This is a genomic window from Bacillus halotolerans (genome assembly GCF_001517105.1).
Lineage (GTDB): Bacteria > Bacillota > Bacilli > Bacillales > Bacillaceae > Bacillus > Bacillus halotolerans.
Genome location: NZ_LPVF01000012.1, coordinates 414,087 through 439,666, shown reverse-complemented (window position 1 = coordinate 439,666; position 25,580 = coordinate 414,087). Strand labels below are relative to the sequence as shown.

At 44.5% G+C, this 25,580-nt stretch carries 28 protein-coding genes; 12 read left to right on the top strand and 16 right to left on the bottom strand.

Translation table 11 applies throughout. The features are described 5' to 3' along the window. The first annotated feature begins 61 nt into the window (after positions 1-61). On the top strand, positions 62-490 hold the full coding sequence (locus AU387_RS17535; RefSeq protein ID WP_059336429.1) for a GNAT family N-acetyltransferase: 429 nt from the start codon (positions 62-64) through the stop codon (positions 488-490). A gap of 33 nt (positions 491-523) precedes the next feature. Here AU387_RS17535 and AU387_RS17530 read toward each other — a convergent pair whose 3' ends face one another. From AU387_RS17530 to sigM, 3 genes are read right to left on the bottom strand one after another with little or no spacing between them, the layout of a single operon-like run. Further along, the gene (locus tag AU387_RS17530; RefSeq protein ID WP_024120733.1) at positions 524-814 is read right to left on the bottom strand and encodes a hypothetical protein; all 291 of its coding nucleotides are present in this window, start codon (positions 812-814) and stop codon (positions 524-526) included. Then, positions 802-1,878: an anti-sigma factor gene (locus AU387_RS17525; protein WP_082687947.1), complete on the bottom strand. Its 1,077-nt coding sequence runs from the start codon at positions 1,876-1,878 to the stop codon at positions 802-804. The genes AU387_RS17530 and AU387_RS17525 overlap by 13 nt, the downstream gene beginning before the upstream one ends. Continuing rightward, the gene (sigM, locus tag AU387_RS17520) at positions 1,868-2,359 is read right to left on the bottom strand and encodes an RNA polymerase sigma factor SigM (RefSeq protein ID WP_024120735.1); all 492 of its coding nucleotides are present in this window, start codon (positions 2,357-2,359) and stop codon (positions 1,868-1,870) included. The genes AU387_RS17525 and sigM overlap by 11 nt, the downstream gene beginning before the upstream one ends. 196 nt (positions 2,360-2,555) lie before the next feature. Here sigM and AU387_RS17515 point away from each other — a divergent pair, with 196 nt between their 5' ends. The 3 genes from AU387_RS17515 (at position 2,556) to AU387_RS17505 (ending at position 5,515) form a co-directional block, all read left to right on the top strand. Beyond that, the gene (locus tag AU387_RS17515) at positions 2,556-3,551 is read left to right on the top strand and encodes an aldo/keto reductase (RefSeq protein ID WP_059336426.1); all 996 of its coding nucleotides are present in this window, start codon (positions 2,556-2,558) and stop codon (positions 3,549-3,551) included. Between the two features lie 135 nt (positions 3,552-3,686). After that, entirely contained in the window at positions 3,687-4,286 is a 600-nt protein-coding gene (locus tag AU387_RS17510) for a 1-acylglycerol-3-phosphate O-acyltransferase (protein ID WP_044156599.1), read from the top strand. Positions 4,287-4,387: 101 nt separating this feature from the next. Beyond that, positions 4,388-5,515, top strand: a complete 1,128-nt coding sequence (locus tag AU387_RS17505) for an NAD(P)/FAD-dependent oxidoreductase (RefSeq protein ID WP_059336424.1) — start codon at positions 4,388-4,390, stop codon at positions 5,513-5,515. A 23-nt stretch (positions 5,516-5,538) separates the two neighbouring features. Here the strand turns inward: AU387_RS17505 and AU387_RS17500 are convergent, their stop codons facing one another. The 3 genes from AU387_RS17500 to cueR form a co-directional block, all read right to left on the bottom strand. Continuing rightward, positions 5,539-6,438, bottom strand: a complete 900-nt coding sequence (locus tag AU387_RS17500; RefSeq protein ID WP_059336422.1) for an NAD-dependent epimerase/dehydratase family protein — start codon at positions 6,436-6,438, stop codon at positions 5,539-5,541. A gap of 179 nt (positions 6,439-6,617) precedes the next feature. After that, complete coding sequence (locus tag AU387_RS17495; protein ID WP_044156594.1) at positions 6,618-7,952, bottom strand: hemolysin family protein; 1,335 nt, start codon at positions 7,950-7,952, stop codon at positions 6,618-6,620. 58 nt (positions 7,953-8,010) lie between these two features. After that, the gene (cueR, locus tag AU387_RS17490) at positions 8,011-8,442 is read right to left on the bottom strand and encodes a Cu(I)-responsive transcriptional regulator (protein WP_059336507.1); all 432 of its coding nucleotides are present in this window, start codon (positions 8,440-8,442) and stop codon (positions 8,011-8,013) included. A gap of 157 nt (positions 8,443-8,599) precedes the next feature. Here cueR and AU387_RS17485 point away from each other — a divergent pair, with 157 nt between their 5' ends. Both AU387_RS17485 and AU387_RS17480 read left to right on the top strand, forming a co-directional pair. After that, entirely contained in the window at positions 8,600-9,781 is a 1,182-nt protein-coding gene (locus tag AU387_RS17485) for a pyridoxal phosphate-dependent aminotransferase (RefSeq protein WP_059293139.1), read from the top strand. 649 nt (positions 9,782-10,430) lie between these two features. After that, a complete protein-coding gene (locus AU387_RS17480) occupies positions 10,431-11,816 on the top strand; it encodes a hemolysin family protein (RefSeq protein WP_059336420.1) in 1,386 nt (461 codons plus the stop codon). A 13-nt stretch (positions 11,817-11,829) separates the two neighbouring features. Here the strand turns inward: AU387_RS17480 and crcB are convergent, their stop codons facing one another. The 3 genes from crcB to AU387_RS17465 are packed head-to-tail and all read right to left on the bottom strand — an operon-like array spanning position 11,830 to position 13,296. After that, the gene (gene crcB / locus AU387_RS17475) at positions 11,830-12,186 is read right to left on the bottom strand and encodes a fluoride efflux transporter CrcB (RefSeq protein WP_044156777.1); all 357 of its coding nucleotides are present in this window, start codon (positions 12,184-12,186) and stop codon (positions 11,830-11,832) included. Continuing rightward, positions 12,186-12,578 carry a fluoride efflux transporter FluC gene (locus tag AU387_RS17470; protein ID WP_044156591.1) on the bottom strand — a complete coding sequence of 131 codons (393 nt, stop codon included), beginning with the start codon at positions 12,576-12,578 and terminating at the stop codon, positions 12,186-12,188. Before AU387_RS17470 ends, crcB begins: the two co-directional genes overlap by 1 nt. Further along, positions 12,571-13,296 carry a glycerophosphodiester phosphodiesterase gene (locus AU387_RS17465; RefSeq protein ID WP_059336418.1) on the bottom strand — a complete coding sequence of 242 codons (726 nt, stop codon included), beginning with the start codon at positions 13,294-13,296 and terminating at the stop codon, positions 12,571-12,573. Before AU387_RS17465 ends, AU387_RS17470 begins: the two co-directional genes overlap by 8 nt. Before the next feature lie 234 nt (positions 13,297-13,530). Between AU387_RS17465 and AU387_RS20820 the strand changes: the two genes are divergently transcribed. The 3 genes from AU387_RS20820 (at position 13,531) to AU387_RS17455 (ending at position 15,728) form a co-directional block, all read left to right on the top strand. Then, a complete protein-coding gene (locus AU387_RS20820) occupies positions 13,531-13,638 on the top strand; it encodes a YhdX family protein (protein ID WP_024120747.1) in 108 nt (35 codons plus the stop codon). Positions 13,639-13,787: 149 nt separating this feature from the next. Continuing rightward, positions 13,788-14,903 carry a mechanosensitive ion channel family protein gene (locus AU387_RS17460; protein ID WP_044156590.1) on the top strand — a complete coding sequence of 372 codons (1,116 nt, stop codon included), beginning with the start codon at positions 13,788-13,790 and terminating at the stop codon, positions 14,901-14,903. Positions 14,904-14,984: 81 nt separating this feature from the next. Beyond that, positions 14,985-15,728 carry an NAD-dependent protein deacylase gene (locus AU387_RS17455; protein ID WP_059336417.1) on the top strand — a complete coding sequence of 248 codons (744 nt, stop codon included), beginning with the start codon at positions 14,985-14,987 and terminating at the stop codon, positions 15,726-15,728. Between the two features lie 25 nt (positions 15,729-15,753). On the opposite strand, the gene AU387_RS17450 is transcribed toward AU387_RS17455, so the two are convergent. After that, on the bottom strand, positions 15,754-16,602 hold the full coding sequence (locus AU387_RS17450) for a polysaccharide deacetylase family protein (RefSeq protein ID WP_059336415.1): 849 nt from the start codon (positions 16,600-16,602) through the stop codon (positions 15,754-15,756). A 282-nt stretch (positions 16,603-16,884) separates the two neighbouring features. On the opposite strand from AU387_RS17450, the gene dat reads away from it, so the two are divergent. Then, positions 16,885-17,736, top strand: coding sequence for a D-amino-acid transaminase (gene dat / locus AU387_RS17445; RefSeq protein WP_024120751.1), 852 nt, complete (start codon positions 16,885-16,887; stop codon positions 17,734-17,736). 37 nt (positions 17,737-17,773) lie between these two features. Here the strand turns inward: dat and nhaC are convergent, their stop codons facing one another. Further along, positions 17,774-19,135 carry a Na+/H+ antiporter NhaC gene (gene nhaC / locus AU387_RS17440; protein ID WP_044156585.1) on the bottom strand — a complete coding sequence of 454 codons (1,362 nt, stop codon included), beginning with the start codon at positions 19,133-19,135 and terminating at the stop codon, positions 17,774-17,776. A 125-nt stretch (positions 19,136-19,260) separates the two neighbouring features. After that, a complete protein-coding gene (locus AU387_RS17435) occupies positions 19,261-19,761 on the bottom strand; it encodes a universal stress protein (protein WP_059293132.1) in 501 nt (166 codons plus the stop codon). A 447-nt stretch (positions 19,762-20,208) separates the two neighbouring features. Here AU387_RS17435 and bmrC point away from each other — a divergent pair, with 447 nt between their 5' ends. Continuing rightward, positions 20,209-21,966, top strand: a complete 1,758-nt coding sequence (gene bmrC / locus AU387_RS17430) for a multidrug ABC transporter ATP-binding protein BmrC (RefSeq protein WP_059336413.1) — start codon at positions 20,209-20,211, stop codon at positions 21,964-21,966. Beyond that, positions 21,963-23,984: a multidrug resistance ABC transporter ATP-binding protein/permease BmrD gene (gene bmrD, locus AU387_RS17425; protein WP_059336412.1), complete on the top strand. Its 2,022-nt coding sequence runs from the start codon at positions 21,963-21,965 to the stop codon at positions 23,982-23,984. The genes bmrC and bmrD overlap by 4 nt, the downstream gene beginning before the upstream one ends. A gap of 45 nt (positions 23,985-24,029) precedes the next feature. On the opposite strand, the gene AU387_RS17420 is transcribed toward bmrD, so the two are convergent. The 4 genes from AU387_RS17420 to AU387_RS17410 form a co-directional block, all read right to left on the bottom strand. After that, a complete protein-coding gene (locus tag AU387_RS17420; protein WP_059336410.1) occupies positions 24,030-24,650 on the bottom strand; it encodes an NAD(P)-dependent oxidoreductase in 621 nt (206 codons plus the stop codon). Between the two features lie 38 nt (positions 24,651-24,688). Then, positions 24,689-24,814 carry a hypothetical protein gene (locus AU387_RS21360; RefSeq protein WP_081638264.1) on the bottom strand — a complete coding sequence of 42 codons (126 nt, stop codon included), beginning with the start codon at positions 24,812-24,814 and terminating at the stop codon, positions 24,689-24,691. A gap of 106 nt (positions 24,815-24,920) precedes the next feature. Then, positions 24,921-25,124 carry a beta type acid-soluble spore protein SspB gene (gene sspB, locus AU387_RS17415; protein WP_010333571.1) on the bottom strand — a complete coding sequence of 68 codons (204 nt, stop codon included), beginning with the start codon at positions 25,122-25,124 and terminating at the stop codon, positions 24,921-24,923. Positions 25,125-25,337: 213 nt separating this feature from the next. Beyond that, positions 25,338-25,547 (bottom strand): YheE family protein, encoded by a 210-nt coding sequence (locus tag AU387_RS17410; protein WP_024120758.1) that lies wholly within the window; start codon positions 25,545-25,547, stop codon positions 25,338-25,340. Positions 25,548-25,580 lie beyond the last annotated feature (33 nt).

The window sequence follows — 25,580 nt, the reverse complement described above, 5'->3', positions numbered from 1 at the left end:
ATTTGGTGAATGCCATAAATCGGATATCATCATTGTAACGAATGGAGAGGGGATTGATAAGATGCTTCATATCAAACAATTAACGAAGAGAGAAGAGTGGATGGAAGCTTATCCGGTGATGCACGAATTAAGAACAGAGCTGGATGAAGAGACGTATTTACATAGGCTGGAACGCTGTGTCCAAAAAGAGTCGTACATGCTGTTTGCCTTATATGAGGATAAAGCGATCAGGGCGCTGTGCGGCGCGCTGCCAAGGGTTTCGCTTCATAAAGGAGAGTACGTATGGATAGCGGATCTTGTCACAAGCGGGCTTTACAGATCTAAAGGGTACGGCAAACTTCTTTTGGATTATACGGCAAACTGGGCGAGAGATGCGGGCTATCCTCTTGTCAGTCTTTCATCAGGCCTTCAGCGCAAAGACGCCCACAGATTTTATACGGATAAAATGGGATTTACGATTGAAAGCTATTTATTCAGAAAACAACTGTAATAAAAAAAGACGCCGTTTCAGGCGTCTTTTCTGCTAAAAGCCAAACTGTAAGTTGGTATCCACAGATACGATCGTATACACACAGATAATCACAAAGAGATTAAGTACAACGCCGAGCAGACCGGGACCCGTGCGTCCTCTTTTGATGAAAAGCTCGATAACGCCAAACGGAACGGCGGCCATGGCAAACGGCAGCATTTGATAAGAATAAGAGGTCACATTGCTGATAATCGCCAAATTAAGCAAGAGCAAAGACAGAATTGCTGTCCCGACAGATATCCAGCCAAATACATTATGTTCTTTAAAAATTCTTACCAATTCCATAATTCCACCTCGCCGACATTTGCTGATTTTACTGATTTGTTTTTCAGCATGCGCTGGATTTCCTTGGTCGGTCCTGTAACGACTGAGCCGTATACATTAACACCATTTTTCTCTACATAATCCAAGCGGGAGTCCACTTTTAAATCTTTTCGTTTTGAGATGACCTGCGCCCATTTCTCGTGCTTCGATATGTAAGTTAAAGCATCGATAAATTGGTCGCCGTTTGACTTGCCTTTTGTATTAAGCGCAGTCAGGAACTTTGAATCTTTCCCTGGGTAGCCAAGCGGCTCTGCGTAAGGGGTATCCTTTGTATTGTTCTCTGTTTCAACCGCGTTCCACAAAAAGCTTACATCATAGCCGCTGAATTTTTTATACACTTCTTTTGTCGGATATGCCCGGTCATAAGAAAGGTAGACCTCGGAAACAGTCCCTTCAGGCAAAGTTTTTAATGTTTTTTCCGCTTTTGCGGTTGTTTGTTCAGATCCGCTTGATGGGTGTGTAAAGTAATGGCCGGCTTTATGGATTTCTAAGTCATAGTAGTTGACGACCGGCGCTTTCACTCTGTCATAAAACATTTCCACCCGTTCATTCCCCACGGCGGCTGTTTTCGTGCCAATCTGTTTTTGCAGCGGGAATTCTGTATTCATGCCAAACAGCTTCACCTGGCTCTTCAGTCCAGAAGTATCGACAAGAACATTTGGCATAGTCAGGGCTACAGTGACTGCGGCAGTTTCCATAAATTCATTGCCGGTGCTGTGTTTTCCTCCCATTCCGTAATAGAGGTAGCTTCCCAGCGTACATAGCGGCAAAATCATTAATGTCGAAATGACGGCAAGCGCGGAAATACGCAAATATGACTTCCGTTTGCCGTAGGCCAGAATGGCTTTTTGTTTTTCAGGACTGATGTCGACATCCCAATCATGATCGTCTGGCAGCTCACTATCAATCAGTTCCTGATACACTTCGAGCTTCTCAAGTTCCTCTTCAAACGCGGTCATTTCCTGATCGCTCATTTCACCGTTTTTATATTGATCAAAACGCTTTTTAAATTCTTCATTCATCATTAACACCTCTATTATAAAGTGCTTTCAGCCGCTGTCTGGCACGAAACAAAACACTTTTAAAATTCGCCTCTGAAATATTCATAATATGGGATGCTTCTTTGTAATTTAATTCTTTTAAATAATATAGTGTTAACGCCTCCCGATAGTTATCGGGGAGCTCGGACATATAACCAGTCAGCACTTCCTTTATCTCTACCTGATGGGCAGGGCTCTGAACAGCAGTCTGAAAGAGACTTCCAATCAAATCATCAGAAATGGTTACTTCTTTCTTATGCTTTCTGACGTAATCAATGAAGGCGTTCCGCGCCACTTGAAAAAGCCAGGGCTTTACTTTGCTGTGATCATAGGAGTGAATGTGTATGTATGCCCGCATAAAGGTTTCCTGCAGCAAGTCTTCGGCAAGATGCTTGTCTTTTGTCATGGAGAGCAGGAACCTGTAAACATCATTCATGTACATTTGGTAAATTTCATCGATCGTCACTGCCTTTTCTCCCCTCTATGTTATACACGCATAAGAAAGGTATAAAGTTGCACATTACATGCAAACGGCTTTTTAATACGTAATCAAACACCATTACTCTATAGTACCGAAAATTTGCCCTGAAAGATAGTGGTGAGAAATGTTTAACATTTTTTCCATCAGGGAAACCATAGTGAAAAAGTGAAGGAGTGGCACAATGGAATATACCAGTATCTCAGACACAGGAATAAAAGCCTCCCGAATTGGACTCGGCACATGGGCGATCGGCGGAACCATGTGGGGAGGCACTGATGAAAAAACATCGATCGAAACCATCCGCGCCGCTCTTGATAAGGGGATCACACTGATTGACACCGCGCCGGCATATGGCTTCGGACAGTCCGAAGAAATTGTCGGGAAGGCGATCAAGCAGCATGGGGCAAGAGATCAGGTTGTTCTTGCCACTAAAACGGCGCTGGATTGGAAAAACAATCAGCTGTTCCGCCATGCTAACAGAGCGAGAATCATTCAGGAGGTCGAGGATTCCCTGCAACGGCTTCAGACGGATTATATCGATCTATATCAGGTGCACTGGCCTGATCCGCTTGTCCCGATAGAGGAAACCGCAGAAGTGATGAAGGAATTATATGATGCCGGGAAAATCCGTGCAATCGGCGTGAGTAATTTTTCGGTTGAACAAATGGATACATTTCGGGCTGTTGCCCCGCTTCATACAATCCAGCCTCCTTACAATCTGTTTGAAAGGGAAATTGAAGAGAATGTGCTCCCGTATGCGAAAGACAAGCAGATGACAACACTATTGTACGGCAGTTTATGCAGAGGGCTGTTAACAGGAAAAATGACAGAAGATCAACCGTTCGAAGGAGACGATCTCCGAAATCACGATCCGAAATTCCAGAAGCCAAGATTTAGTGAGTATCTTTCTGCTGTCAATCAATTAGATGAGCTGGCGAAGACACGGTATGGAAAATCAGTGATTCATCTGGCCGTCAGATGGATTTTAGACCAGTCGGGAGCGGGAATCGCTCTTTGGGGGGCTAGAAAACCTGAGCAAATAGAAGCGGTATCCGAAATTACCGGCTGGACGCTGAGCAGTGAAGATAAAAAAGACATCAATACCATATTGGAACATACGATATCAAACCCGGTCGGACCGGAATTTATGGCGCCTCCGACAAGAGAGAGCATATAACAAAAAGCTGAGGATGATTCCTCAGCTTTTTGACGTTAAGAAAAGAGAAATCTTAAAAATTAGTACCAGGTAATAAAAAATGTTGTTATAATAAGTAACAGAAAGAATCATTGATTACGACAAAGGAAGTGCGATATGTATAAGTTTTGTGCAAATGCTTTAAAAGTTATTCTTTCTCTTCGCGGAGGAGTGAAGGTGTATAACAAAGAAAACCTTCCGGCCGATTCAGGTTTTGTCATCGCGTGTACACACTCTGGCTGGGTTGATGTGATCACACTCGGAGTCGGGATTCTTCCTTATCAAATACACTACATGGCGAAAAAAGAGCTTTTTCAAAATAAATGGATCGGTTCGTTTCTGCAGAAAATTCATGCCTTTCCGGTAGACCGGGAAAATCCCGGGCCAAGCAGCATTAAAACGCCGATTAAGCTGCTGAAAGAAGGAGAAATTGTCGGAATCTTCCCAAGCGGAACAAGAACCTCCGAGGATGTGCCTTTAAAAAGAGGCGCAGTGACAATTGCGCAAATGGGGAAAGCGCCCCTTGTTCCGGCCGCTTATAAAGGACCTTCAAGCGGAAAGGCGTTGTTCAAAAAAGGAAAAATGAAGCTTATTATCGGTAAACCTTTGCAGCAGGCCGATTTTGCCCATCTTCCGTCTAAGGAAAGGCTGGCGGCTATGACAGAGGCTTTGAATAACAGCATTAAAGAGCTTGAAAAGAAGCTGGAACAACTTTAATTCATCAGTCATTGCATTCATCCATTTCCCGATTGTTTATAATTTCCTGGTCCATTAGCTATACTAAATGAGGTATTGATCATTGGGAAAGGTTACGGATCATGAAAAAAATTATAATAGTCGGGGCTGGAATTTTGGGAGCATCAACAGCATATCAGCTAGCCAAAATGGGTGCAGAGGTTCTGGTTATAGATCGGAAAGATAAGGGTCAGGCCACCCATGCAGCGAAAGGCATTATCTGTCCATGGCTGTCTCCTCGCCGTGATCAGGCTTGGTACCGGCTGGCAAAGGACGGAGCGCGCTTTTATCCTCGGTTCATAGAAGAACTTAGAAAAGAAGGCGAGACGGACATTGGTTATGCTCAAGTCGGTGCTCTCAGTATTCATCACGATAAAGAAAAGATAGAAAAGATCGAAAAACGTGTGCGGGAGCGTAAACAAGCTGCCGCGGAAATGGGTGAGATTACCTCTCTTCATGAAAACCAAACCGCTAATTTGTTTCCTCTGCTGGCTGAACGGTACCATTCTGTTCATATAAGCGGAGCCGCCCGCGTGGATGGAGAAGTGCTGCGAGATACATTATTGAGATCTGCTCAAAGAAACGGCGCAGTCATTTTAAAAGGTGATGCTGCGCTTCGACATCATTCGAATCATGTCACAGGCGTAACTGTCGGTAATGAAATCTATTCTTCTGACGAGGTTATTGTTTGTGCCGGTGTTTGGGCAGACCAATTGTTAGCGCCTTTGGGAATTCGCTTCAAAGTAAGTGTGCAAAAAGCGCAAATTGTGTATGTGCAGGTGCCGAATGTAAATCATATCGACAGCTGGCCTGCAGTGATGCCGCCTTCCAAAGAATATCTTTTAGCTTATCATGACAATAGAATAGCGATCGGTGCGACACGTGAAGATGAGATAGGCGGACGTGATGTACGGATAACGGCTGGCGGGCTGCAGGAACTTCTGAGCAAAGGATTAGAAATGGCTCCCGGCTTAGCGAACAGCACCTTTCAAGAGGCAAGAGTCGGCTTACGCCCCTTTACACCAGGCGATGTGCCGGTGATCGGATCTCTTCCCGGCTGGAATGGGATCATAGTGGCAAACGGTCTTGGATCGTCTGGTTTAACAATGGGCCCCTATATGGGGGAGCAGTTGGCGAAGATGGCCCTCAAAATGGATTTGGATATCAATTTAGATGATTATGATATAAAAAAAGCAGCAGGAGTCCGGTGATCGCCTGCTGCTTTTTTGTGATGTTATACTTTTGATAATGATAGCTGATCCTCTGGCAGTGCTTTAAGAGAGCCGTCATTATTTAATACAGAACGCCATGTATAACGCGGTTCATAGCCAAGGACCTTTTTGGCTTTATCGATTGCCATCAGCGTTTCATATCCTTTTATATCTCTCTTTAAAGATACATCGGGGAAAAATCGTTTTACTAAGTCTTCACTCGGCTCTTTCATGATGGTATCGGGTGCAGTAATATGGAAGACGTCATTTCCGAGATTGTTTTTTTCGAGTGCTAGAAGGCAAGCATGTGCAGCATCCCTGACATCACAATACGCCCATGCATTTTTCTTTTGAATATCCTTTTGCTGCTCGTTCCAGTGCATGCCTGGGATTTTTTCGTACTCATCAGGCTCATATATATTCGCAAAGCGGAGAGTGACAATTTGTGTATTGATCAGCTTTGAATACATATCTGAGAGGATTTCGGTCAGCCGTTTTGCCATCGCATAAGATGACTTTACGATCGTTGGATGCTCCTCGTCTACGGGAAGGTAACTGAGCTCGTCCGGCACAAATGGATATCCCAGCACCGTTTCACTTGAAGCCCACACAAGCTTACGGATTTTAAAATCTTTACAGGCTTCCAGGATATTGAAATTAACAAGCATATTATTTTCAAATATCGCCTGTGATGTATTCCTGACATCTGTAGGGATATTCCCAAGGTGAATCACAGCGTCACTGCCCATAATTAGCTGACATACCTGACCGTAATCCCGTAAATCAGCTTGAATAAATTTTTTCGATGCGGATTCTTCTTTTAATACTCTGTCTGATGCTGTCACATCATGGCCGGCCTCTAATATTGTTCTGACAGCCCAGCGTCCGATTTTACCTGCTGCTCCAGTTACGACAACTTTCATGTTTTCGCTCCTTTTCGATAATCATGCAGAGATGTTCGTTTTTTCTCGCAGTTGCACCTTTTTAGAGTTCCCGCGGATGACCGATTTATTAGCAGCAGTTTTTCAGAAAAGAGGTATGATCACGTCAAAAACGAACCAGAATAAAAAAAGACACCTCAATAAAGGGTGTCTTTTTCGAATTATGCTTCTTTCGACTCGCCAACTTCTATCAGCTCTTCTGCTGCGAGCTTTTTCACTTCAATATAAGCGACGTGGTGGCCGTCAATTTCATTAATAATAAATTCACAGCCTTCTTCGATAATTGAATCGTTCTTTTCAACATCGTATTTCTGAGTAAGGAACCAGCCGCCGATCGTATCGACTTCTTCATTCTCTAAATGAATGCCGAGCAGGTCGTTCACTTGGTCGATCAAGACTTTACCGTCCAGCATGTAATGGCCTTCGCCGATTTTGCGGATTTCGCTGATTTCATCAATATCAAACTCATCGCGGATTTCGCCAACGATTTCTTCAATAATGTCCTCTACGGTCACCAGTCCGGCAGTTCCGCCGTATTCATCTGACAGGATTGCCATGTGGACTCTTTCTTTTTGCATTTTGACAAGCAAATCATGGATCGGCGCAGATTCAATCACATGAATGATCGGATTCACGAATTGAGAGATGGTGGAATCAACAGAAACCTCGCCGCTGATGCAGGCGGTCAGCACTTCTTTAATATTAATAACCCCGATAATATTATCTTTATCGCCCTCTTCTACAGGGTATCGGGTATATTTTTCAATTTGAATGATTTCCATCATGTCAGCGATCGTAATATCGTGCGGCAGGCTGACAATTTCGGTTCTAGGAATCATAATTTCTTTCGCGAGCCTGTCGTCAAATTCAAATATCTTATTCACGTATTTAAATTCTGATTGGTTGATTTCTCCGCTTTTATAGCTTTCGGATAAGATAATCCGCAATTCTTCTTCGGAGTGAGCCAGTTCATTTTCAGAAACGGTCTCCAAGCCGAAAGCTTTCGTCAATAATCGTGCTGAGTTGTTTAGCACCCAAATAAATGGGAACATAATGCGGTAGAACCAAATCAGCGGTTTGGCAAACAGCATGGACACTGCTTCAGCTTTCTGAATTGCGACCGTCTTAGGCGCCAATTCTCCCACAACGACGTGCAGAAAAGTAATGATGGCGTAGGCAAGGATGAATGAGATGACGTGAGACAGTGAACCTGGCATGTTCATCTGTACGAAAAGCGGGTGAAGAAGCCTTTCAATCGTCGATTCGCCTAAAACCCCTAATCCAATCGAAGTCAATGTAATTCCCAGCTGACACGCTGATAAATATTCATCAAGGTGCGTGGTCACTTTTTTTGCGGCAATGGCTGATTTATTTCCTTCCGCGATCAACTGATCAATCCGTGAGCCTCTGATCCTGATAATGGCAAACTCAGATGCTACGAAAAATGCCGTCAGCGCGATTAAAACGGCGACTAAAATCAAATTAACAATATCCAATTAGAACCTTCACTCTACAATGAGAATGAAGGTAACACCTCCTGTTAGTAAAATGGTTTTAACTTAACAGCAGCATAAATGATTGGAACACGGCGAGCTTTTCGGGTGTAAGTTTGCTTTTCAGCTTGTCACGATCCTCAGGCTCCAGCCGTTCAAACCGATGCAAGATTCCGGAGATGTTTTGATTCATATAATCAATTTCAGATGCCAGATTTCCAATTTCATCACGATCTATGGCTGAAGAGGGAAACTGGTTCTCCAGTCGATCTTTAATATCGGACAGGGCCAATCGCTGCTGCTTGCAATCTACAATAAATATGAGTTGTTTAAGTGCGTTTTCATCGTAATAACGATAATTTGAACAGGATCTGGCCGGCGTCAGCAGACCAAGATTCGTATAATAATCAACTGTTCGTTTCGTTACCCCGGCAAGTGCCGCTAGTTCACTGATACGATAAGTCTCAGCCCCATCTAAATCCCTCCCAACCATCACGTTATAGTTATGAGAATAGTTTAATATATGAAGGGTGCCTTACACAAGTTTATTGTTTTTTTGAGATGCCGGATATGGAAATTGTGGCATCCGAATTCTGTTTGAAGTAACATAGATAGATAGAATTTTCAATTTATATGTGCAGAAGGGACAGATGAGATTGGCTGGTTTATCGCGGCAAATTGAAGAGAACCTAAATAAAGGATCGTGGATTCGAAAGCTGTTCGATGAAGGAGCGAGACTGAAGAAAGAGTTCGGGAATGACCAGGTGTTTGATTTTTCAATCGGCAACCCGGTCGTTGAACCGCCTGAAGCCTTTACGAGAGCATTAATAGAAGAAGCTGAAAAAGGAAACCACGGATACATACAAAATCAGGGCCTTCCTGAAGCTAGAGAAAAAGTCGCGCAATTTCTGGCAGGCCGCTTTGCTGCCGAGTTTTCAGCTGAGCGCGTTGTCATGACAGTAGGTGCGGGCGGCGCATTGAATGTGGCATTAAAAAGTATATTAAATCCGGGAGAAGAGGTCATCATTCTCGCTCCTTATTTTGCAGAATATAAATTGTATATTGAGAACTATGGCGGGAAGGCTGTCAGCTGCCCGCTGACAGCCCGGTTCGAGATTGACATTGAAGCGGTCAGGCAGGCGATCACCCCGCAGACGAAAGGTCTCATCCTGAATACACCGCATAACCCGACGGGAACCGTACTCAGCCAGAAAAATATAGATGATCTAGGCGCTCTGTTAAAAGAGATCGAAGAGACAAACGGCCAAACCATCTATGTGCTGTTTGATGAACCGTACAGTCAGCTGATTTATGATGAAGAACTGGCAAATCCGTTTCAATCGTATCACCGTGTCATTTTGGCGAGCTCATTCAGTAAAGACCTCGGCATAGCAGGGGAGCGGCTCGGTTATATCGGCTTGGACAGCAGCATGCCGGATGCTGGCCTTTTGATAAACGCTTTTGTGTACTGCAATCGAACGCTTGGATTTGTAAATGCACCTGTCATGATGCAGCGGGCTGTGGCGAGAATGGATGATTTAAGAATAGACGCAAGCGCTTATAAAGAGCGCAGGGATCTCATGGTTGATATTTTAAAGGAAGCCGGTTTTGAATTTGAAATGCCAAAAGGCGGTTTCTTCGTTTTTCCGAAGTCGCCAATTGAAGATGAAGTCGCATTTTGTGTGCATGCAGCGCAAAAGTATAAATTGTTAATTGTACCGAGCAGCGGTTTTGGGATGAAAGGGCACTTCCGTTTATCCTTCAGTGTGCCGCTGGAGCAGATCAAAAAATCACGCGATATCTTTATTGCCTTATATAAAGATTTTTCATAGGCCATCTCAGACAAAAAGATAACAGCTATTTGAGGCTGTTATCTTTTTTTTGTCGTATGCCCCAAGCTTTGCCCCGTTTTTCAATTCCTGATTTTATCTCTCCCTTAGATAAACCGCCAAATTCAATCATAACAGCAGAGCCGGCAAAATATAACGCAAACTGGTTAAGCTAATTACTGGCCCTTGCCTGCGCTGCGTGACAGACGCATCTTTTAAGCATTCAAATGATCTAACGGTCACCAATTGTTCCATTTTAAGCGAGCTTTCCTATGCACGCCTCTGAATCAGTAAACGAGCTTCAGCTTGAAAAACAGATCAATGTCTGATATTTCAGTAAACAGCGTCTTGCCAATAGTTTTAGCATCTTTACAGGTGCAGAGCCAGAGGTTGAAAGGCTATATCGGATATTGAGTACCTGCTGGTCAGATAAATCAATAGTCTGTCCTATGATAAAAGTCTAAAAATTAAAAATCATTTTTGGAATGAGTTGTGTTACAATAAAATATACAATTTATAATCAAACTTTGACTTGGAGGTGGTATGATGGGGCCCTCTGCTTAGGCAACAATACACCGCGTACCTCAATGTTAAGGAAAAATGATTATATCAGGAGGTGACTCCTTATCCTTTAATGAGGGGATAAGGTTAAATGGACGATATTGACAGTCTGATTTTAATTGGTGTGCTCATTGCTTTAACTGCATTTTTCGTCGCAAGTGAGTTTGCGATTGTTAGAGTAAGGAGATCCAAAATTGATCAGCTTATAACAGAAGGAAACAAACGGGCGATACTCGCAAAGCGTGTCATTACAGATTTGGATGAATATTTATCTGCATCCCAGCTGGGCATTACAGTGACATCAATTGGACTCGGCGTGCTGGGGGAGCCGGCATTTGAACGGCTGCTGCACCCATTGTTTGAACAGCTCGGCCTGCCGGAATCGGTTTCTCATGCAGTCTCTTTTGCGGTCGCGTACGGCTTGATTACATTTCTGCATGTTGTTGTAGGTGAACTGGCCCCGAAAACGGTCGCGATTCAAAAGGCTGAACAGCTAACCTTGCTGATAGCGGGTCCGTTGCGACTATTCTATTTGCTTCTGTTTCCGTTTATTTGGATCCTGAATGGATCGGCGCGGCTTTTATGCGGCATGTTTGGTTTAAAGCCGGCGTCAGAACATGAGGGTTCTCATTCTGAAGAAGAACTCAGAATGCTGTTGTCTGAGAGTTTAAAAAACGGAGAGATTAATCCGTCTGAATATAAATATGTGAATAAGATTTTTGAATTTGATAACCGCATTGCCAAAGAAATTATGATACCGCGGAAGGAAATGGCCGCTGTATCAACAGATATGACAATGGCCGAGATGCTGGAGGTTATGCTGAAAGAAAAATATACCCGCTGGCCTGTCACAGATGGGGACAAAGACAGTGTAATCGGCTTGGTCAATACGAAGCATTTGTTTTCTGATTTGCTGTTTATGACAGAAGAGGAAAGAATGAAAATGACGATCCATCCGTATGTGCGGCCAGTGATCGAAGTCATTGAAACAATTCCGGTTCATGATCTGCTGATTAAAATGCAGCGTGAACGCATTCATATGGCGATTTTGTCGGATGAATACGGCGGAACCTCGGGACTTGTCACGACAGAGGACATTCTTGAAGAAATTGTGGGCGAGATCAGAGATGAATTTGATGAAGACGAACAGCCGTTGATCCAAAAGCTTGGCGACCGCCATTATGTTATGGATGGAAAGGTTCGCATGGATCAGGTGAACAGCCTTCTTGGCACATCGATTCAAGAAGACGTGGACACCATCGGCGGCCTGATATTGAAAGAAAACATTGATATTGAGGCTGGCGAATCCATTCGCATCGGATCATATACAATAAAGGTGCTGAAGATGGATGGCCGTCTGATTAAGCAAATAGATATAAAAGAAGAAATCAGCAAAACAACCGGGGTTACGGCCCACCATACGCTGCCGATGCCCGAGCCGGTCATGCTGAACAGTGCAACCTTGAGCGAGAAATAAGCTCAAGGTTTTTTTATGTCAGCAGCGTCCAGCCGCACCAAAACGCCAAGAGGGACCCGCAAAGCGTGAAGCCGATGTATAGGATGCCTTCCTTTACACGCTTGGCCAGCAAGAGCTGAACACTTTCAACGCTGAAAGTGGAAAAAGTGGTAAAGGCGCCAAAAAAGCCGGTGCCGATGATGAGTGCTGCAGATGAATTTGTCACGTGAAGCCCTGTAAAAAGACCAAGACCGAGGGCACCCAGTATATTAACGGTCAAAATGCCGACTGGAAAACGAAGGCTTTCGGTTTTAGATGTTATGACATTGCCGAGCCAAAAACGCAGCACAGCACCGAGTCCTCCCGCTGCGAAAATACCAGCTAGTGTCATCATTGCTTCCGCCCCCTTCCTATTTGAAATCGGGTTATTTGCCGTCCTGCCAAAACGCCAAAGAGGGCAAGCGCGATTCCGGATATGAATGAGGACGCCATATACAAAACAGCTAATGACGAATGGGATTGCAACAGCATGACCGTCTCTTTAGAAAATGTTGACATGGTTGTAAAGCCTCCGCAAAAACCGGTGCCTAAAAAAGCCGATAGCAAAGGCCGTTTCGCCCTAATCATAAAAAAGCCGGTCAGAACGCCTAGTAGAAGGCTACCTGCCGCGTTCTCCAGCCAAGTTGCAGCCGGAAATATGTCATTGTTTATGCCGATGTTTAATCCGTATCGGAGACAAGCGCCAAGGGCGCCTCCGATAAAAACTGCACTATATCTATTCATGTTTTCCATCCTTTAATACGTAGTCCGGGTAGTCTGTGACAATACCGTCCACGCCCATGGCCTGCAATTTGGCTGCTGTTTTCTGATGCCTTACTGTCCATGCAAACACTTTTAATCCGTTTTTATGGGCGGAAGCGATCATGAGACGATTGAGACGTGTGTATTTGATGTTGACATAATTTGCGAAAGACTTGCAGGCTTTCAGCTGATTTCTGGACAGCATGCCAAAATTCGGCCTTGTAATAACGGCTGTCGGAATCGATGGATAAAGCTCGCGGAACCTTTGGATGGAGCGGAATCCAAAGGATTGAACAATATTGTTAATAGAAAAAGAAAATTGTCCTAACAGCTGTCCCACTTCTTCTTCAATTCCGATTTGCGAAGGATGGCCCTTTAGTTCAATTAAAAGCCCGATTTTTTTATGGTAGCGCTTGAGCACGTCCTCCAGAGTTGGGATTTTTTCTCCTTGAAAAGCGGGGCCGTACCAGCTTCCTGCATCGAGTGCCTGCAGCTCCTTCAGCGAAAAATCCTTAACAAAGCCTGAACCGTTTGTTGTCCGGTCCACTCTGTCATCGTGTATAACGACAATCTGCCTGTCTTTTGTTAGCTGGACATCCAGCTCAATCATATCTGCATTCATTTCTGCCGCGAGATCAAATGCAGCAATTGTATTTTCGGGAGCGTAGCCGGATGCTCCGCGGTGGGCAATGGTGTACAAGCTTGTCAGCTCCTCATATGGGCATTTCTGTTATTGTATCAAATCCATATATGCACCGCGATACCAACTTGTGAATTTTTTTCTGTCATGTTTGAATAGTCCAAGCTGAAAACAACGTATAACTGAAACAAGAACACTCACCGTATCCGAGCATATTTCGGCAGAAAAATAGTGCTTTCGACATGTTCACAAAATATTCTGTTACTTTATAATAGCAAAAAAGGAGGCGAGATCATGGGAAAAGGGAGAATCAGAGTGGAGGAAAGAATTAAAGCCGAAACAGATGTTGAAATGCAAAAAGCAACTCTCCTTGATCAGACACAAACGAAAAAAAGTAAGTGACTGTCCCTATTGAATCTGGCTGAATGGTTAAAATGAGAAATTGCCCCGGCGCTCTGCCGGGGTTTTGTGTTTTATAAAGACATTTAGAGAAGCATTCTGCCGAATGTTTTAGTATAATAACATTCGATTGGGATAGAGGGGAGACTGCCATGCTAGATCATCTGCAGCAATATTTCACGCTAGATAAAATTATACAAACCGGCATCAGTTTGGCAATTTTGCTGTTGTTTCTTATACTAAGAAAACTGTTTACAAGATATTTCTTTAATTTGCTTTTTAATATAACAAACAAACCGAAAACCGAAATTTTTAAACAGGTGGTTGTGGCATTCGATAAGCCTGCCAGATGGTTTTTTGTTGCCTTAGGGCTGTTTTTAGCGATTCGCTATTCACCGTTTTTAGATGCACAGATGCCGCTGATCAGTAAAATATACCGCTCGCTGATTGTAGCGCTGTTGTGCTGGGGGCTTTGTAATTTGACCGCTACATCATCTTTTATTTTTCATAAAGTGAATCAGCGCTTCGAACTGGATATGGATGATATTCTGGCGCCGTTTTTGTCTAAGCTGCTCCGTTTTGTCATTATAGCGCTCAGTGTGAGCGTGATCGCACAAGAATTCAATTATGACGTCAATGGGTTTGTGGCGGGCCTTGGGCTTGGCGGATTGGCTTTTGCGCTAGCAGCGAAAGACACGATCAGCAACTTCTTTGGCGGAATCATCATTATCACTGAAAAGCCGTTTACGATCGGTGATTGGGTGGAAACGGCGACAGTAACCGGATCAGTGGAGGATATTACCTTCAGAAGCACAAGATTCAGAACAGCGCAGGGTGCGCTTGTAACGGTGCCGAATTCCACGCTGTCTATGGAAGCCATCACGAACTGGACGAGAATGACCAAGCGTCAGATTACATTTTCCATTCATGTATCCTACGCAACGCCGATTGAGAATTTGGAACGCTGCATTCGTTCACTCAGAAAGATGCTGCTTGAACATGAAGGCGTCGATAATGATACAATCATGGTCAATTTCGATACGTTTGCTGACAGCTATTACAATTTATTTTTCAACTTCTATACAAAAACAACGGTTTGGGCAGAGAACCTTCATGTCAGAGAGGATATCAACTACAAAATTATTGAAATCCTCGGCGCTGAAGGGGTTGAATTTGCTTATCCCGGACAAATGGTGTATGTCAACCAGAAGCACCAGCACGATCCGTTTCAAGTAAATCTCAATAAAGGGGAAAAGGAACGGGCTTAAAAAAGAAAGACTTCGTCTGTAAAGAGGCGAAGTCTTTTTCATGGTAAAATAAGAGAAAAATGACTGTAAGGCGGTGTTGAATTGGAAGCATTCAGAAACATGCTGAATGAAGCGCAGCGAATTGTCGTGCTGACCGGAGCGGGAATGAGCACAGAATCAGGCATTCCCGATTTTCGCTCAGCCGGCGGCATCTGGACTGAGGATGCCTCAAGGATGGAGGCGATGAGCCTTGATTATTTTTTAAGCTATCCGCGTCTGTTTTGGCCTAAGTTCAAAGAATTGTTTCAAATGAAAATGAGCGGGAGCTATGAACCGAATGAAGGGCATTTGCTTTTGGCAGAACTGGAGAAACAAGGGAAGCAGGTGGATATATTCACACAAAACATTGACGGCCTTCATAGAAAAGCCGGAAGCAGACATGTATACGAGTTGCATGGCTCTATCCAAACAGCGAGCTGTCTCTCATGCGGCGCCCGATATGATCTCCCTCATTTGCTGAAGCATGATGTGCCGGAGTGTACAGCGGTCGGAAATGACGGTGAGGTGTGCGGAACGGTATTAAAAACCGATGTCGTTCTGTTTGGCGATGCCGTTTTGCATTTTGACACGCTTTATGAAAAGCTGGATAAAGCCGACCTATTATTGGTGATCGGCACGTCTCTTGAGGTTGCTCCCGCCAGATTTGTGCCTGAGGATGCAAGCCGGATTCCAGGCATTAAAAAAGCCATGATTAACCTGGAGCCGACATACTGCGACAGTTTGTTTGATTTCGTCATCCATCAAAAAATCGGAGAGTTTGCCCGGAGCTTGGGCATAAAAAAGTGAGGCCGCAGATAAGCGCCTCACTTTTTTATTCATGAACCGGAACCATTGTATCCTTTAACACACCGAAGGAATAGCCCTTTTCTTTCAGTTTATGGATTAGCACCGGCAGTGCGTTTACTGTAGCAGGAAGATCGTGCATGAGAATCACATACGGCCGATTTGAGTGGCTGTGTTCCATATTGTCAAGCTGCTGCAGTACTTCTGCTACGTATTTTGAGTTGCGGTATTTCCAGTCCATGCTGTCAATCGTCCAATCCCAGTACACAAAACCGTCTTTTTCTAGATTGCGAATTTGTGAATCTGTAAGAGACGGCTTGCTGCCGTAGGGCGTTCTGACGAGATCAGTGCGATAGTCTGTAATGCTTTCCAGCGTGTCACGCGCCTGCTGCATTTCTTTTAGCGGTGATGTCGGCGTTTGATAAAACAATTTGTTATTATGCGTGACCCCGTGTAAACCGAGTGCATGCCCTTCATTTCCGGCCCTTTTAACCGCGTGTTTGAATTCGTTCATTCGCGGTGACAGCATAAAAAATGTCGCCTTTACATCAGCGCTTTTCAGTACGTCCAGCAAGCGGTTTGTAGAGGCTGACGGACCATCATCGAAGGTTAAATAAACCGTTTTGTCCCCCATATTCTGCTCGGTCTGCAAATGCTTTATCAGCAGGCCTGGGGAGTCGTCTTTCAGCTTCAGGCTTTCCTTCTCATCACGAAGCTGGCTGTTTGTTGTGACAGTGATCTCCTTTGCTTTCGAGGAGCTGTTGGAATAACCTAAAATTACCATAAGCAAAAGCAGCACACATAAAACTGCTAAACTTGCAAATTTAAAAGCAAGCGAAACTGCAGAAGGAGAAGCGTCTCCTCTCGTTTGTCGCATATCAATCTCTCCAGTGGCATAAAATCTCTACATACCGCTGTATTGGCAGCTCTGAAGGTGCCATTGTTTACAACCTATGTATTACGAATCAAGTATACAGGAATAAAACTGGAAAGAACATAGAAAAAATGTCGAAATGTCAGATTTTAAGGAAAAAATAATCTCCTTCCCAGCTATTGAGTTCTTGATCTTTCTGTTTTTCAGCTGGTTTGATATGGTAGAATGAGTGACAATGACAGCTTGATTAGACATCAGGATAAATACGAAAAAGGGAGGGCTTATATGAAGATTTTAGTCAATGGCCAACTGGTGGAGCGGAACGAGGCATCCGTTGATGTGGAAGATCGCGGTTATCAGTTTGGAGACGGAATCTATGAGGTTATCAGGGTGTATAAAGGGGTATTATTCGGCTTGCGCGAGCATGCGGAGCGTTTATTCAGAAGCGCGGGTGAGATCGGAATTTCACTGCCGTTCAGTTTAGAAGATTTAGAGTGGGACCTGCAAAAGCTTGTGCAGGAAAATGCGGTCAGCGACGGAGCGGTTTACATTCAAACCACAAGAGGGGTTGCTCCGCGAAAACACCAATATGAAGCGGGCCTTGAGCCGCAGACGACGGCCTATACATTTTCTGTTAAAAAGCCGGAACAGGAGCAGACATACGGCGTTTCAGCCATCACGGATGAGGATCTTCGCTGGCTGAGATGCGATATTAAAAGTCTGAATTTACTGTATAATGTGATGGCAAAGCAGAAAGCCTACGAAGCGGGAGCATTTGAAGGCATTTTAATAAGAGACGGAATTGTTACAGAAGGTACATCTTCTAATGTTTATGCTGTTTTAAACGGTACGGTGCGGACGCATCCGGCTAACCGAATGATTCTCAATGGGATTACACGAATGAAGATTTTGGATCTCATCGTAAAGAACGGCATAGAGCTTGATGAAAAGCCCGTTACTGAAGAAGAGCTGAGACAGGCGGAGGAAATCTTTATTTCTTCTACGACGGCAGAGATTGTTCCGGTTGTGACGCTTGATGGAAAATCAGTCGGAAGCGGAGTGCCCGGACCGGTGACAAAACAGCTGCAGGCGGCTTTTCAAGAAAGCATTCAACAGGCAGCCCGCGTATCATTTTAATGTTAAAAAAGAGCCCGCTTTGCAAGCGGCGCTCTTTTTATTTTTTTACAAATCCAACTAAAATCGAGATGATCGGCGATATATAGAGGAAGAACGTAAATGGGATATAGTCAATGACGGGAACACCAAGCGCGGTTGCCATAAAAGCCCCGCTGACTCCCCAAGGGATCAATGGATTAATCAATGTTCCGCCGTCCTCTAATGATCTTGATAAAAACTTCCGCTGAATGTTTTGTTTGTCATATAAGGATTTATATGACTGTCCCGGTATTAATATAGATAAATACTGTTCGCCTGTTGCAAGATTGACACCGATACTGGAGCAGACAGTTGCTGTAATGAGACTGCCTTTTGAACGGATTCCTTTCATCACACCCTCCAATAGTGCGGAGATCAGGCCGATTTTCTCCATTAAACCGCCGAGTGCAAAAGCGATCATAATAAGAGAAACTGAGCCCATCATGGATTGCAGTCCGCCTCTGTTGATGATTTTAGCGGCTGCCTCATTGTCAGTTTCGAACATGGTGCCATTTTGCAGGGCTGACATAAAAGCCTGAATGCTGCTGTCGGGAACGAAAATGGCAGTCAAAATTCCCGAGGAAATAATACCGGCAGTCAGAACGGGAATAACGGACACGCGCTTAATCGCCAGCAAAACAACTAAGAGCGGAGAAAGAAGCGCCCATGGTGTGACGTTTGCTGCATCTTTTATTCCGGCAATAACATGTGCAATATCATCTGTTGAAGCAGTGTCTGCTGAGACTGATAAACCAAGAAAGTAAAAAAGGACAACGGTGATCAGCAAGGCGGGAATAGTTGTGCCCATCATGTGGCGAATGTGTTCAAAGATAGATATTTCGCCTATACCCGCAGCGAAATTTGTTGTATCCGACATCGGTGACATTTTATCACCAAAGCAGGCTCCGCAAATGACTGCCCCCGCCGTCCATTCGAGCGGAACGCCCGCCGCGCTCGCCACGCCGATCAGTGCCACGCCAATTGTGCTTACAGTTGTCAGGCTTGAGCCGACTAGCGTGCTGATGATCATGCAGGAAAACAAAGCAGTCAACAGAAGATGGCTCGGTTCAATAAAGGACAAAGCATAAACTGTAACGGACGGTATGGCGCCGCTGTACATCCAAGCGCCGATTAAGATACCGATCAGTGCCAGAACAATGATCGGCTGCACACCGTTTTTAATCCCGTTAACAATTCCTTTTTCAAGGCTGTTCCAGGAAAAACCGTACCATAAACCGGCTGCTGAAAGCAGGACAACACATAGGAACAGCGGGATATGCGGTTCTGTATGAAGAAAAAATAAGCAGGAGATAATGACTCCTAACATGAATATAAATAAACCGACGGCTAACGGAAACGTCAGCTTTTTTTGAGAATCCAAAACAACACCCCATCATTTTCTTTAATGCTTTTGTGCTTTTGGGCACGAAAGCATTATATCAGAAAAAAACGAAAATCCGTGTTTTTTCACAATTATGAATATAAAAAAGCGAGCACGTGGCGTGCTCACTTTACGATCAGAACCGGTATATCTGATTTCGCCGAAAGCTTTTCACTTACACTTCCAAACAAAAGTTTCTTCAGTCTGTTTTGGTCTCTGCTTCCGGTTACAATCAGATCGGCTGAAACCCGGTTGGCATGCTCGATAATTGATTCAGCCGGGTCACCTTCCAATATATCGATATCTCCCTCTGTCTGCTGATCATTCAGCATCATTCTGGCTTCGGCGATGACTTCTTCCGTACGGTCTTCATAAATCATTGGCTCCGGTGGCGCAACATCTGATATCAGCGGGTCAGGAACACTTGTCATGCCTCCGCCAATATAGCTTGCCCCTGCTGCGGGCCTCGGCGGGTCGATGATGGTCTGGTTGTCTTTCATATCATGTGAATGGGCGACTGTAATGGCTGCATTTACCGTTTTCGCAAGATCAATGGCAGTCTGAAGCGCTTTCTTACTGTTTTCACTTCCGTCAAACGCAACAATAATACGGTCAGCATGAAACATCATTCTCACCCTTTCAAAAAACGTCGTACAATACAATACCCGACATCATATCTATTTAATCTTTTCTCTGTTCAAGTAATGATTGACAAAAAAAGGTTTTGTTTATATTATGAAAAAAGAGTGAAAAATCAGAATGAATGGAGGGTTTGCTATGCCAAGGAATGATATGTCTTACAGAACAGTTTCATATTGGCGCGGCAAACCCTTATTCTGTTTTTTTGATTTGGGTTAATCCGCGCGCCGAAAAGCGCTCTGTACATCATAATCGATAACAAAAGGCATGGAGCTGACGCTTCGTGCCTTTTTTATATACAAAATCTTAAGAAAGACAGGTGTATCGGATGTGAAGACAAATACAGAGGCAAGGATTGGTTATGACAACCTGAACGAAAAGAGCTGCAAGGAAAAAATAGAAGGCGGCTGACGAGATAAAGGAGATGGGGATGGATGTTTTCAGTATTGAAAAAGCTGGGCTGGTTTTTTAAAGCCTACTGGCTGCGCTATACCATTGCGATTGTGCTTTTATTATGTGTAAATGTACTTGAGATGTTTCCGCCTAAACTGTTGGGGAACGCCATTGATGATATGAAATCGGGGGAGTTTACCTCAGGCGGGCTGCTGTTTTATGTCAGCGTATTTTTAGGTTTGACGGCGGTGGTGTATATCATGTCTTATTTTTGGATGCACCAGCTGTTCGGCGGGGCGAATGTGATGGAAAAAATTCTCCGCTCAAAGCTGATGGGCCATTTGCTGAAAATGGCGCCGCCGTTTTATGAAAAATACAGAACAGGAGATTTAATGGCGCGGGGGACAAATGATCTCCAGGCTGTCAGTTTAACGACAGGTTTTGGCATTTTGACATTAGTCGATTCCACAATGTTTATGATGACGATCTTTTTGACGATGGGGTTTTTGATCAGCTGGAAGCTGACGCTTGCAGCCATAATACCGCTTCCCATTATGGCTGTTGCGATCAGCATATACGGAAGTAAAATTCATGAAAGGTTTACAGAGGCACAAAATTCTTTCGGAGCGCTGAATGACAGGGTGCTCGAATCGGTTTCGGGTGTGAGAGTGATTCGAGCTTATGTGCAGGAAACGAATGATGAACGCCGTTTTAATGAAATGACGGCCGATGTGTACCGGAAGAATATGAAGGTAGCCTTTATCGATTCTCTGTTTGAGCCGACTGTTAAGCTGCTTGTCGGCGCCAGCTATCTGATTGGGCTGGGGTATGGAGCGTTTCTTGTTTTCCGTAATGAGCTGACGCTTGGCGAGCTTGTTTCCTTTAATGTCTATTTGGGCATGATGATTTGGCCGATGTTTGCGATCGGCGAATTAATTAATGTGATGCAGCGCGGCAACGCGTCCTTAGATCGGGTAAATGAAACCCTTTCTTATGAACCGAACGTGAGAGATCCAAAGCGGCCGTCTGATTTAAAAGAGCCTGGAGATATCGTTTTCAGCCATGTCAGCTTTACATATCCAAGCTCAACAAATGTGAATATTCAAGATATTTCTTTTGCCGTGCGAAAAGGGCAGACTGTCGGGATTGCCGGTAAAACAGGGAGCGGTAAAACGACGATCATTAAGCAGCTTTTGCGCCAGTATCCAGCCGGTGAAGGGAGCATCACATGTTCAGGTGTGCCGATTGAGCAGATTCCTCTTGACCGGCTCCGCGGATGGATTGGATATGTGCCGCAGGATCATTTGCTGTTTTCGCGGTCTGTAAAAGAAAACATCTTGTACGGAAAGCTTGACGCAAGTGATGCTGAGGTAAAGAAGGCTGTTTCAGAAGCTCATTTTGATAAAGACTTGCAAATGCTTCCGGCCGGTCTGGAGACAATGGTGGGTGAAAAAGGCGTCGCACTCTCTGGAGGGCAAAAACAAAGAATTTCAATCGCGAGGGCACTGATAGCGAATCCGGAGATTTTAATCCTGGATGATTCTCTTTCCGCTGTAGATGCGAAAACGGAGGCGGCTATTATCAGCAATATCAGGAAAAACCGCCAAGAGAAAACGACATTTATTCTGACGCATCGTTTATCAGCTGTGGAGCATGCCGATCTCATCCTTGTGATGGACGGCGGCCTGATTTCTGAGAGAGGCACACATCAAGAGCTGATGGCCAATAACGGATGGTATCGGGAACAATACGAAAGGCAGCAGCTGTTCACTGCAGAAGAAGGGGGAGCAGGGGCATGAACACGGGAAAAACATTATGGAGATACGCACTCCTATATAAAAAATTGCTGATCACTGCCGTCCTGTTGCTTGCGATTGCAGTCGGGGCAGAGCTGACCGGACCGTTTATCGGCAAAAAAATGATTGACGACCACATCCTCGGCATTGAAAAAACATGGTATGAGGTCTCGAAAAAAGATAAAAATGCAGTTGAATTTGACGGCACCTCCTATGTCAGGGAGGACCGGATGCAGGGAGCGGCTGCTAAAGAGAAAGAAGCGCATATTTATCAAGTGGGAATGGCGTTTTATTTCATTGATCAGGCTGTCAGCTTTGACGGGAACAGAACGGTTTCTGACGGAAAGCTAACGATCACTGATGGGAACGAAAGCCGGACGTATCCTGCTGAAAAGCTGACAAAACAGGAGATTTTTCAGTTCTATAAGCCGGAAATGAAGGGGATGACGTTTCTTATTTTTCTGTATGCCGGTTTGCTTGTCTTCTCGGTATTTTTCCAATATGGGCAGCATTATTTATTGCAGATGAGTGCCAACCGCATTATTCAAAAGATGAGACAGGATGTGTTTTCACGCATTCAGAGACTGCCGATCCGCTATTTTGATAATCTTCCCGCGGGCAAAGTAGTCGCAAGAATTACAAATGATACCGAGGCAATCAGAGATTTATATGTGACAGTGCTGTCGACGTTTGTGACAAGCGGCATATATATGATCGGGATATTTACGGCGTTGTTCCTGCTGGATGTAAAGCTCGCGTTTTTATGCTTGGCGATTGTGCCGATCATCTGGCTGTGGTCGATTATCTACCGGAAATACGCTTCCTATTACAATCATCAAATCCGTTCGATCAATAGTGACATTAATGCAAAAATGAATGAGTCCATTCAAGGCATGCCGATCATCCAAGCTTTTCGCCATCAAAAAGAAACAATGAGAGAGTTTGAGGAATTAAATGAATCTCATTATTACTATCAGAACAGGATGCTGAATTTAAACTCCTTAATGTCACACAACCTTGTGAATGTGATCCGCAACCTTGCGTTTGTCTGTCTGATCTGGCATTTTGGCGGCGCAAGCCTAAACGCGGCAGGAATTGTTTCCATCGGTGTGCTGTACGCGTTTGTGGATTACTTAAACCGCTTATTCCAGCCGATTACAGGTATCGTCAATCAGTTTTCTAAACTGGAACTGGCGCGGGTGTCCGCCGGGCGTGTTTTTGAACTGCTTGAAGAAAAGGAAACGGAAGAAACGGGTGAACCGGCGAAGGAGCGCGCGCTGGGGCGGGTTGAATTTAGAGACGTATCATTTGCTTATCAAGAAGGAGAAAATGTTTTGAAACACATTTCCTTTACAGCACAAAAAGGCGAAACTGTAGCGCTTGTCGGCCATACCGGATCAGGCAAGAGCTCGATTTTGAATATCCTCTTCCGCTTTTATGATACGCAAAAAGGGGATGTGCTCATCGATGGGAGAAGCATTTACAGCATGTCAAGGCAGGAACTTAGATCTCATATGGGGATTGTGCTGCAGGACCCGTACTTATTTTCAGGAACAATCGGTTCTAATGTCAGTCTGGAGGATGAAAGAATTTCAGAAGAAGACATCATAGAAGCACTGCGGCAAGTCGGGGCTGAGTCGCTTCTTGAAAAGCTTCCGAAAGGCATCAGCGAACCTGTCATAGAAAAAGGCAGCACGCTATCCTCAGGAGAGCGGCAGCTCATTTCCTTTGCGAGAGCTCTGGCGTACGATCCCGCCATTTTGATTTTGGATGAAGCAACGGCGCATATTGATACGGAGACAGAGGCTTTGATCCAGAAGGCACTGGATGTAGTGAAACAAGGGCGCACGACATTTGTCATTGCCCATCGGCTTTCAACCATCAGAAACGCGGATCAAATTTTAGTGCTTGAAAAAGGAGAAATTGTTGAGAAAGGGAATCATGAGGAACTAATGGCGTTAAAAGGGCAATATTATCAAATGTATGAGCTGCAAAAAGGACAGAAGCACTCTATTGCATAGCTTTCAAAAACCCAAGACATTCAATGTTTTGGGTTTTTGTACGCATTAATAAGCCAGTCCTACCCGGCAGCCGATATAGTCTCCTGTAAGAAGCTCGTGATACAGAAAAGCCGCAGTGTCGCCGACAGTGATCTTTTTGCCTTCCGCCGGCAAGACGTTGCGCTCTGCACGGTATTCACCTGCTGCTTCTCCGTCGGGGAGATATGTGGGGCAGATCATGGTCCAGTCTAAGGACGAATCTCTAAGCATTTCATATACCTTTGCATGCTCCTTGGCAGCGCGGGTCAGCTTTCGTTTTGATTCATTTGTTTCAAATCGGTATTTTCCTGGTTCACATCGTGAATTAAGAATGCCCGCGGTGCCGATCGTGATGAGCCGTTTGATATGCTGTTCCTGCATAATGGCAAGAATATGTGTCATGGCAGCTGACATCGTATCGTCGCCATCTGTACCGAGACAGCTGATGACGATCTCAGCATCCTTCATGACTTCTTTCACATCTTCCCGGCAGCGGGCATTCCCGATAACGATTCGTTCTTTCGGCAGGCCAAGTTTATCATTCGATGACCTGATCAGAGCGTAAATATCAAGTTGTTCATTGGTGCCTGCCAATCTTAAAAAGGCTTGTCCGACACGGCCGGTTGCGCCAAATAAGGCAATTTTCATGAAAAAACCTCCTCGCCCCTCATTATAAAAGGAGGTACTCAGTTTGAACAGCGCGGGAAAGAATACCTGTACAAAAAGACAGAACGATGGGAAACATATTCATTAATCATGGATATACTTACGAACTGCACCAGCTCCCAATTCACAATAGCGATGAATGGCACCTTGATTCCCTCCCTTTTCTCCTAGGATATGTGGTGTAGGAAAAAAGGGTGACAAATATAAAGAAGGCGCGGAAACCACGCCTTCTGTCAGCCATTTATTGAATTGTTATTGTACGCGGCCGCCCATGTTCTGCTGAGCGAAAGATACTAAACGTTTTGTGATTTCTCCTCCGACAGAACCGTTAGCGCGGGAAGTCGTATCCGCTCCAAGGTTAACGCCGAATTCAGAAGCGATTTCAAGTTTCATTTGGTCGATAGCCTGAGCTGCGCCAGGTACTAGTAATTGATTTGAAGAGTTTTGGTTTGCCATGTGTAAAATCTCCTTTTTTATTTGATATGGTTGGGTTAACTGGAGTTGCACCAGTCTGTGGACCCGCCTCGGGTGTCACTGCCGTCTCGGCGTAACCCAATGCTTTGCCGGCTTGTTACTACGTATTATGTTAGATTAGACTGAAACTCATGCGGGGATTTTAGTGGTAAATCTTGAGAAGGCATAAAAAAAAGCTTAGCCGCTCAGGCTAAGCTAATCGTAAATATGAAAAAGCATCAATTCATGTATCTCGTTTTTGAGTGCCGGCTCATCAGCACGGGCGGGAAACAAATCTCCCCATTCAATCTCGCCGCTTTTATGATAGATGCCCTCGTAATGCATGCCTTTATAGTAAAACGAAATTGTCCATCCGGGCAGTTTTTGTTTTTGAAACAAAGGTTTCCAGCTGAAATGAGAAATCATCAGGGGCCACGCTCCTTGAAATTAATATCAATT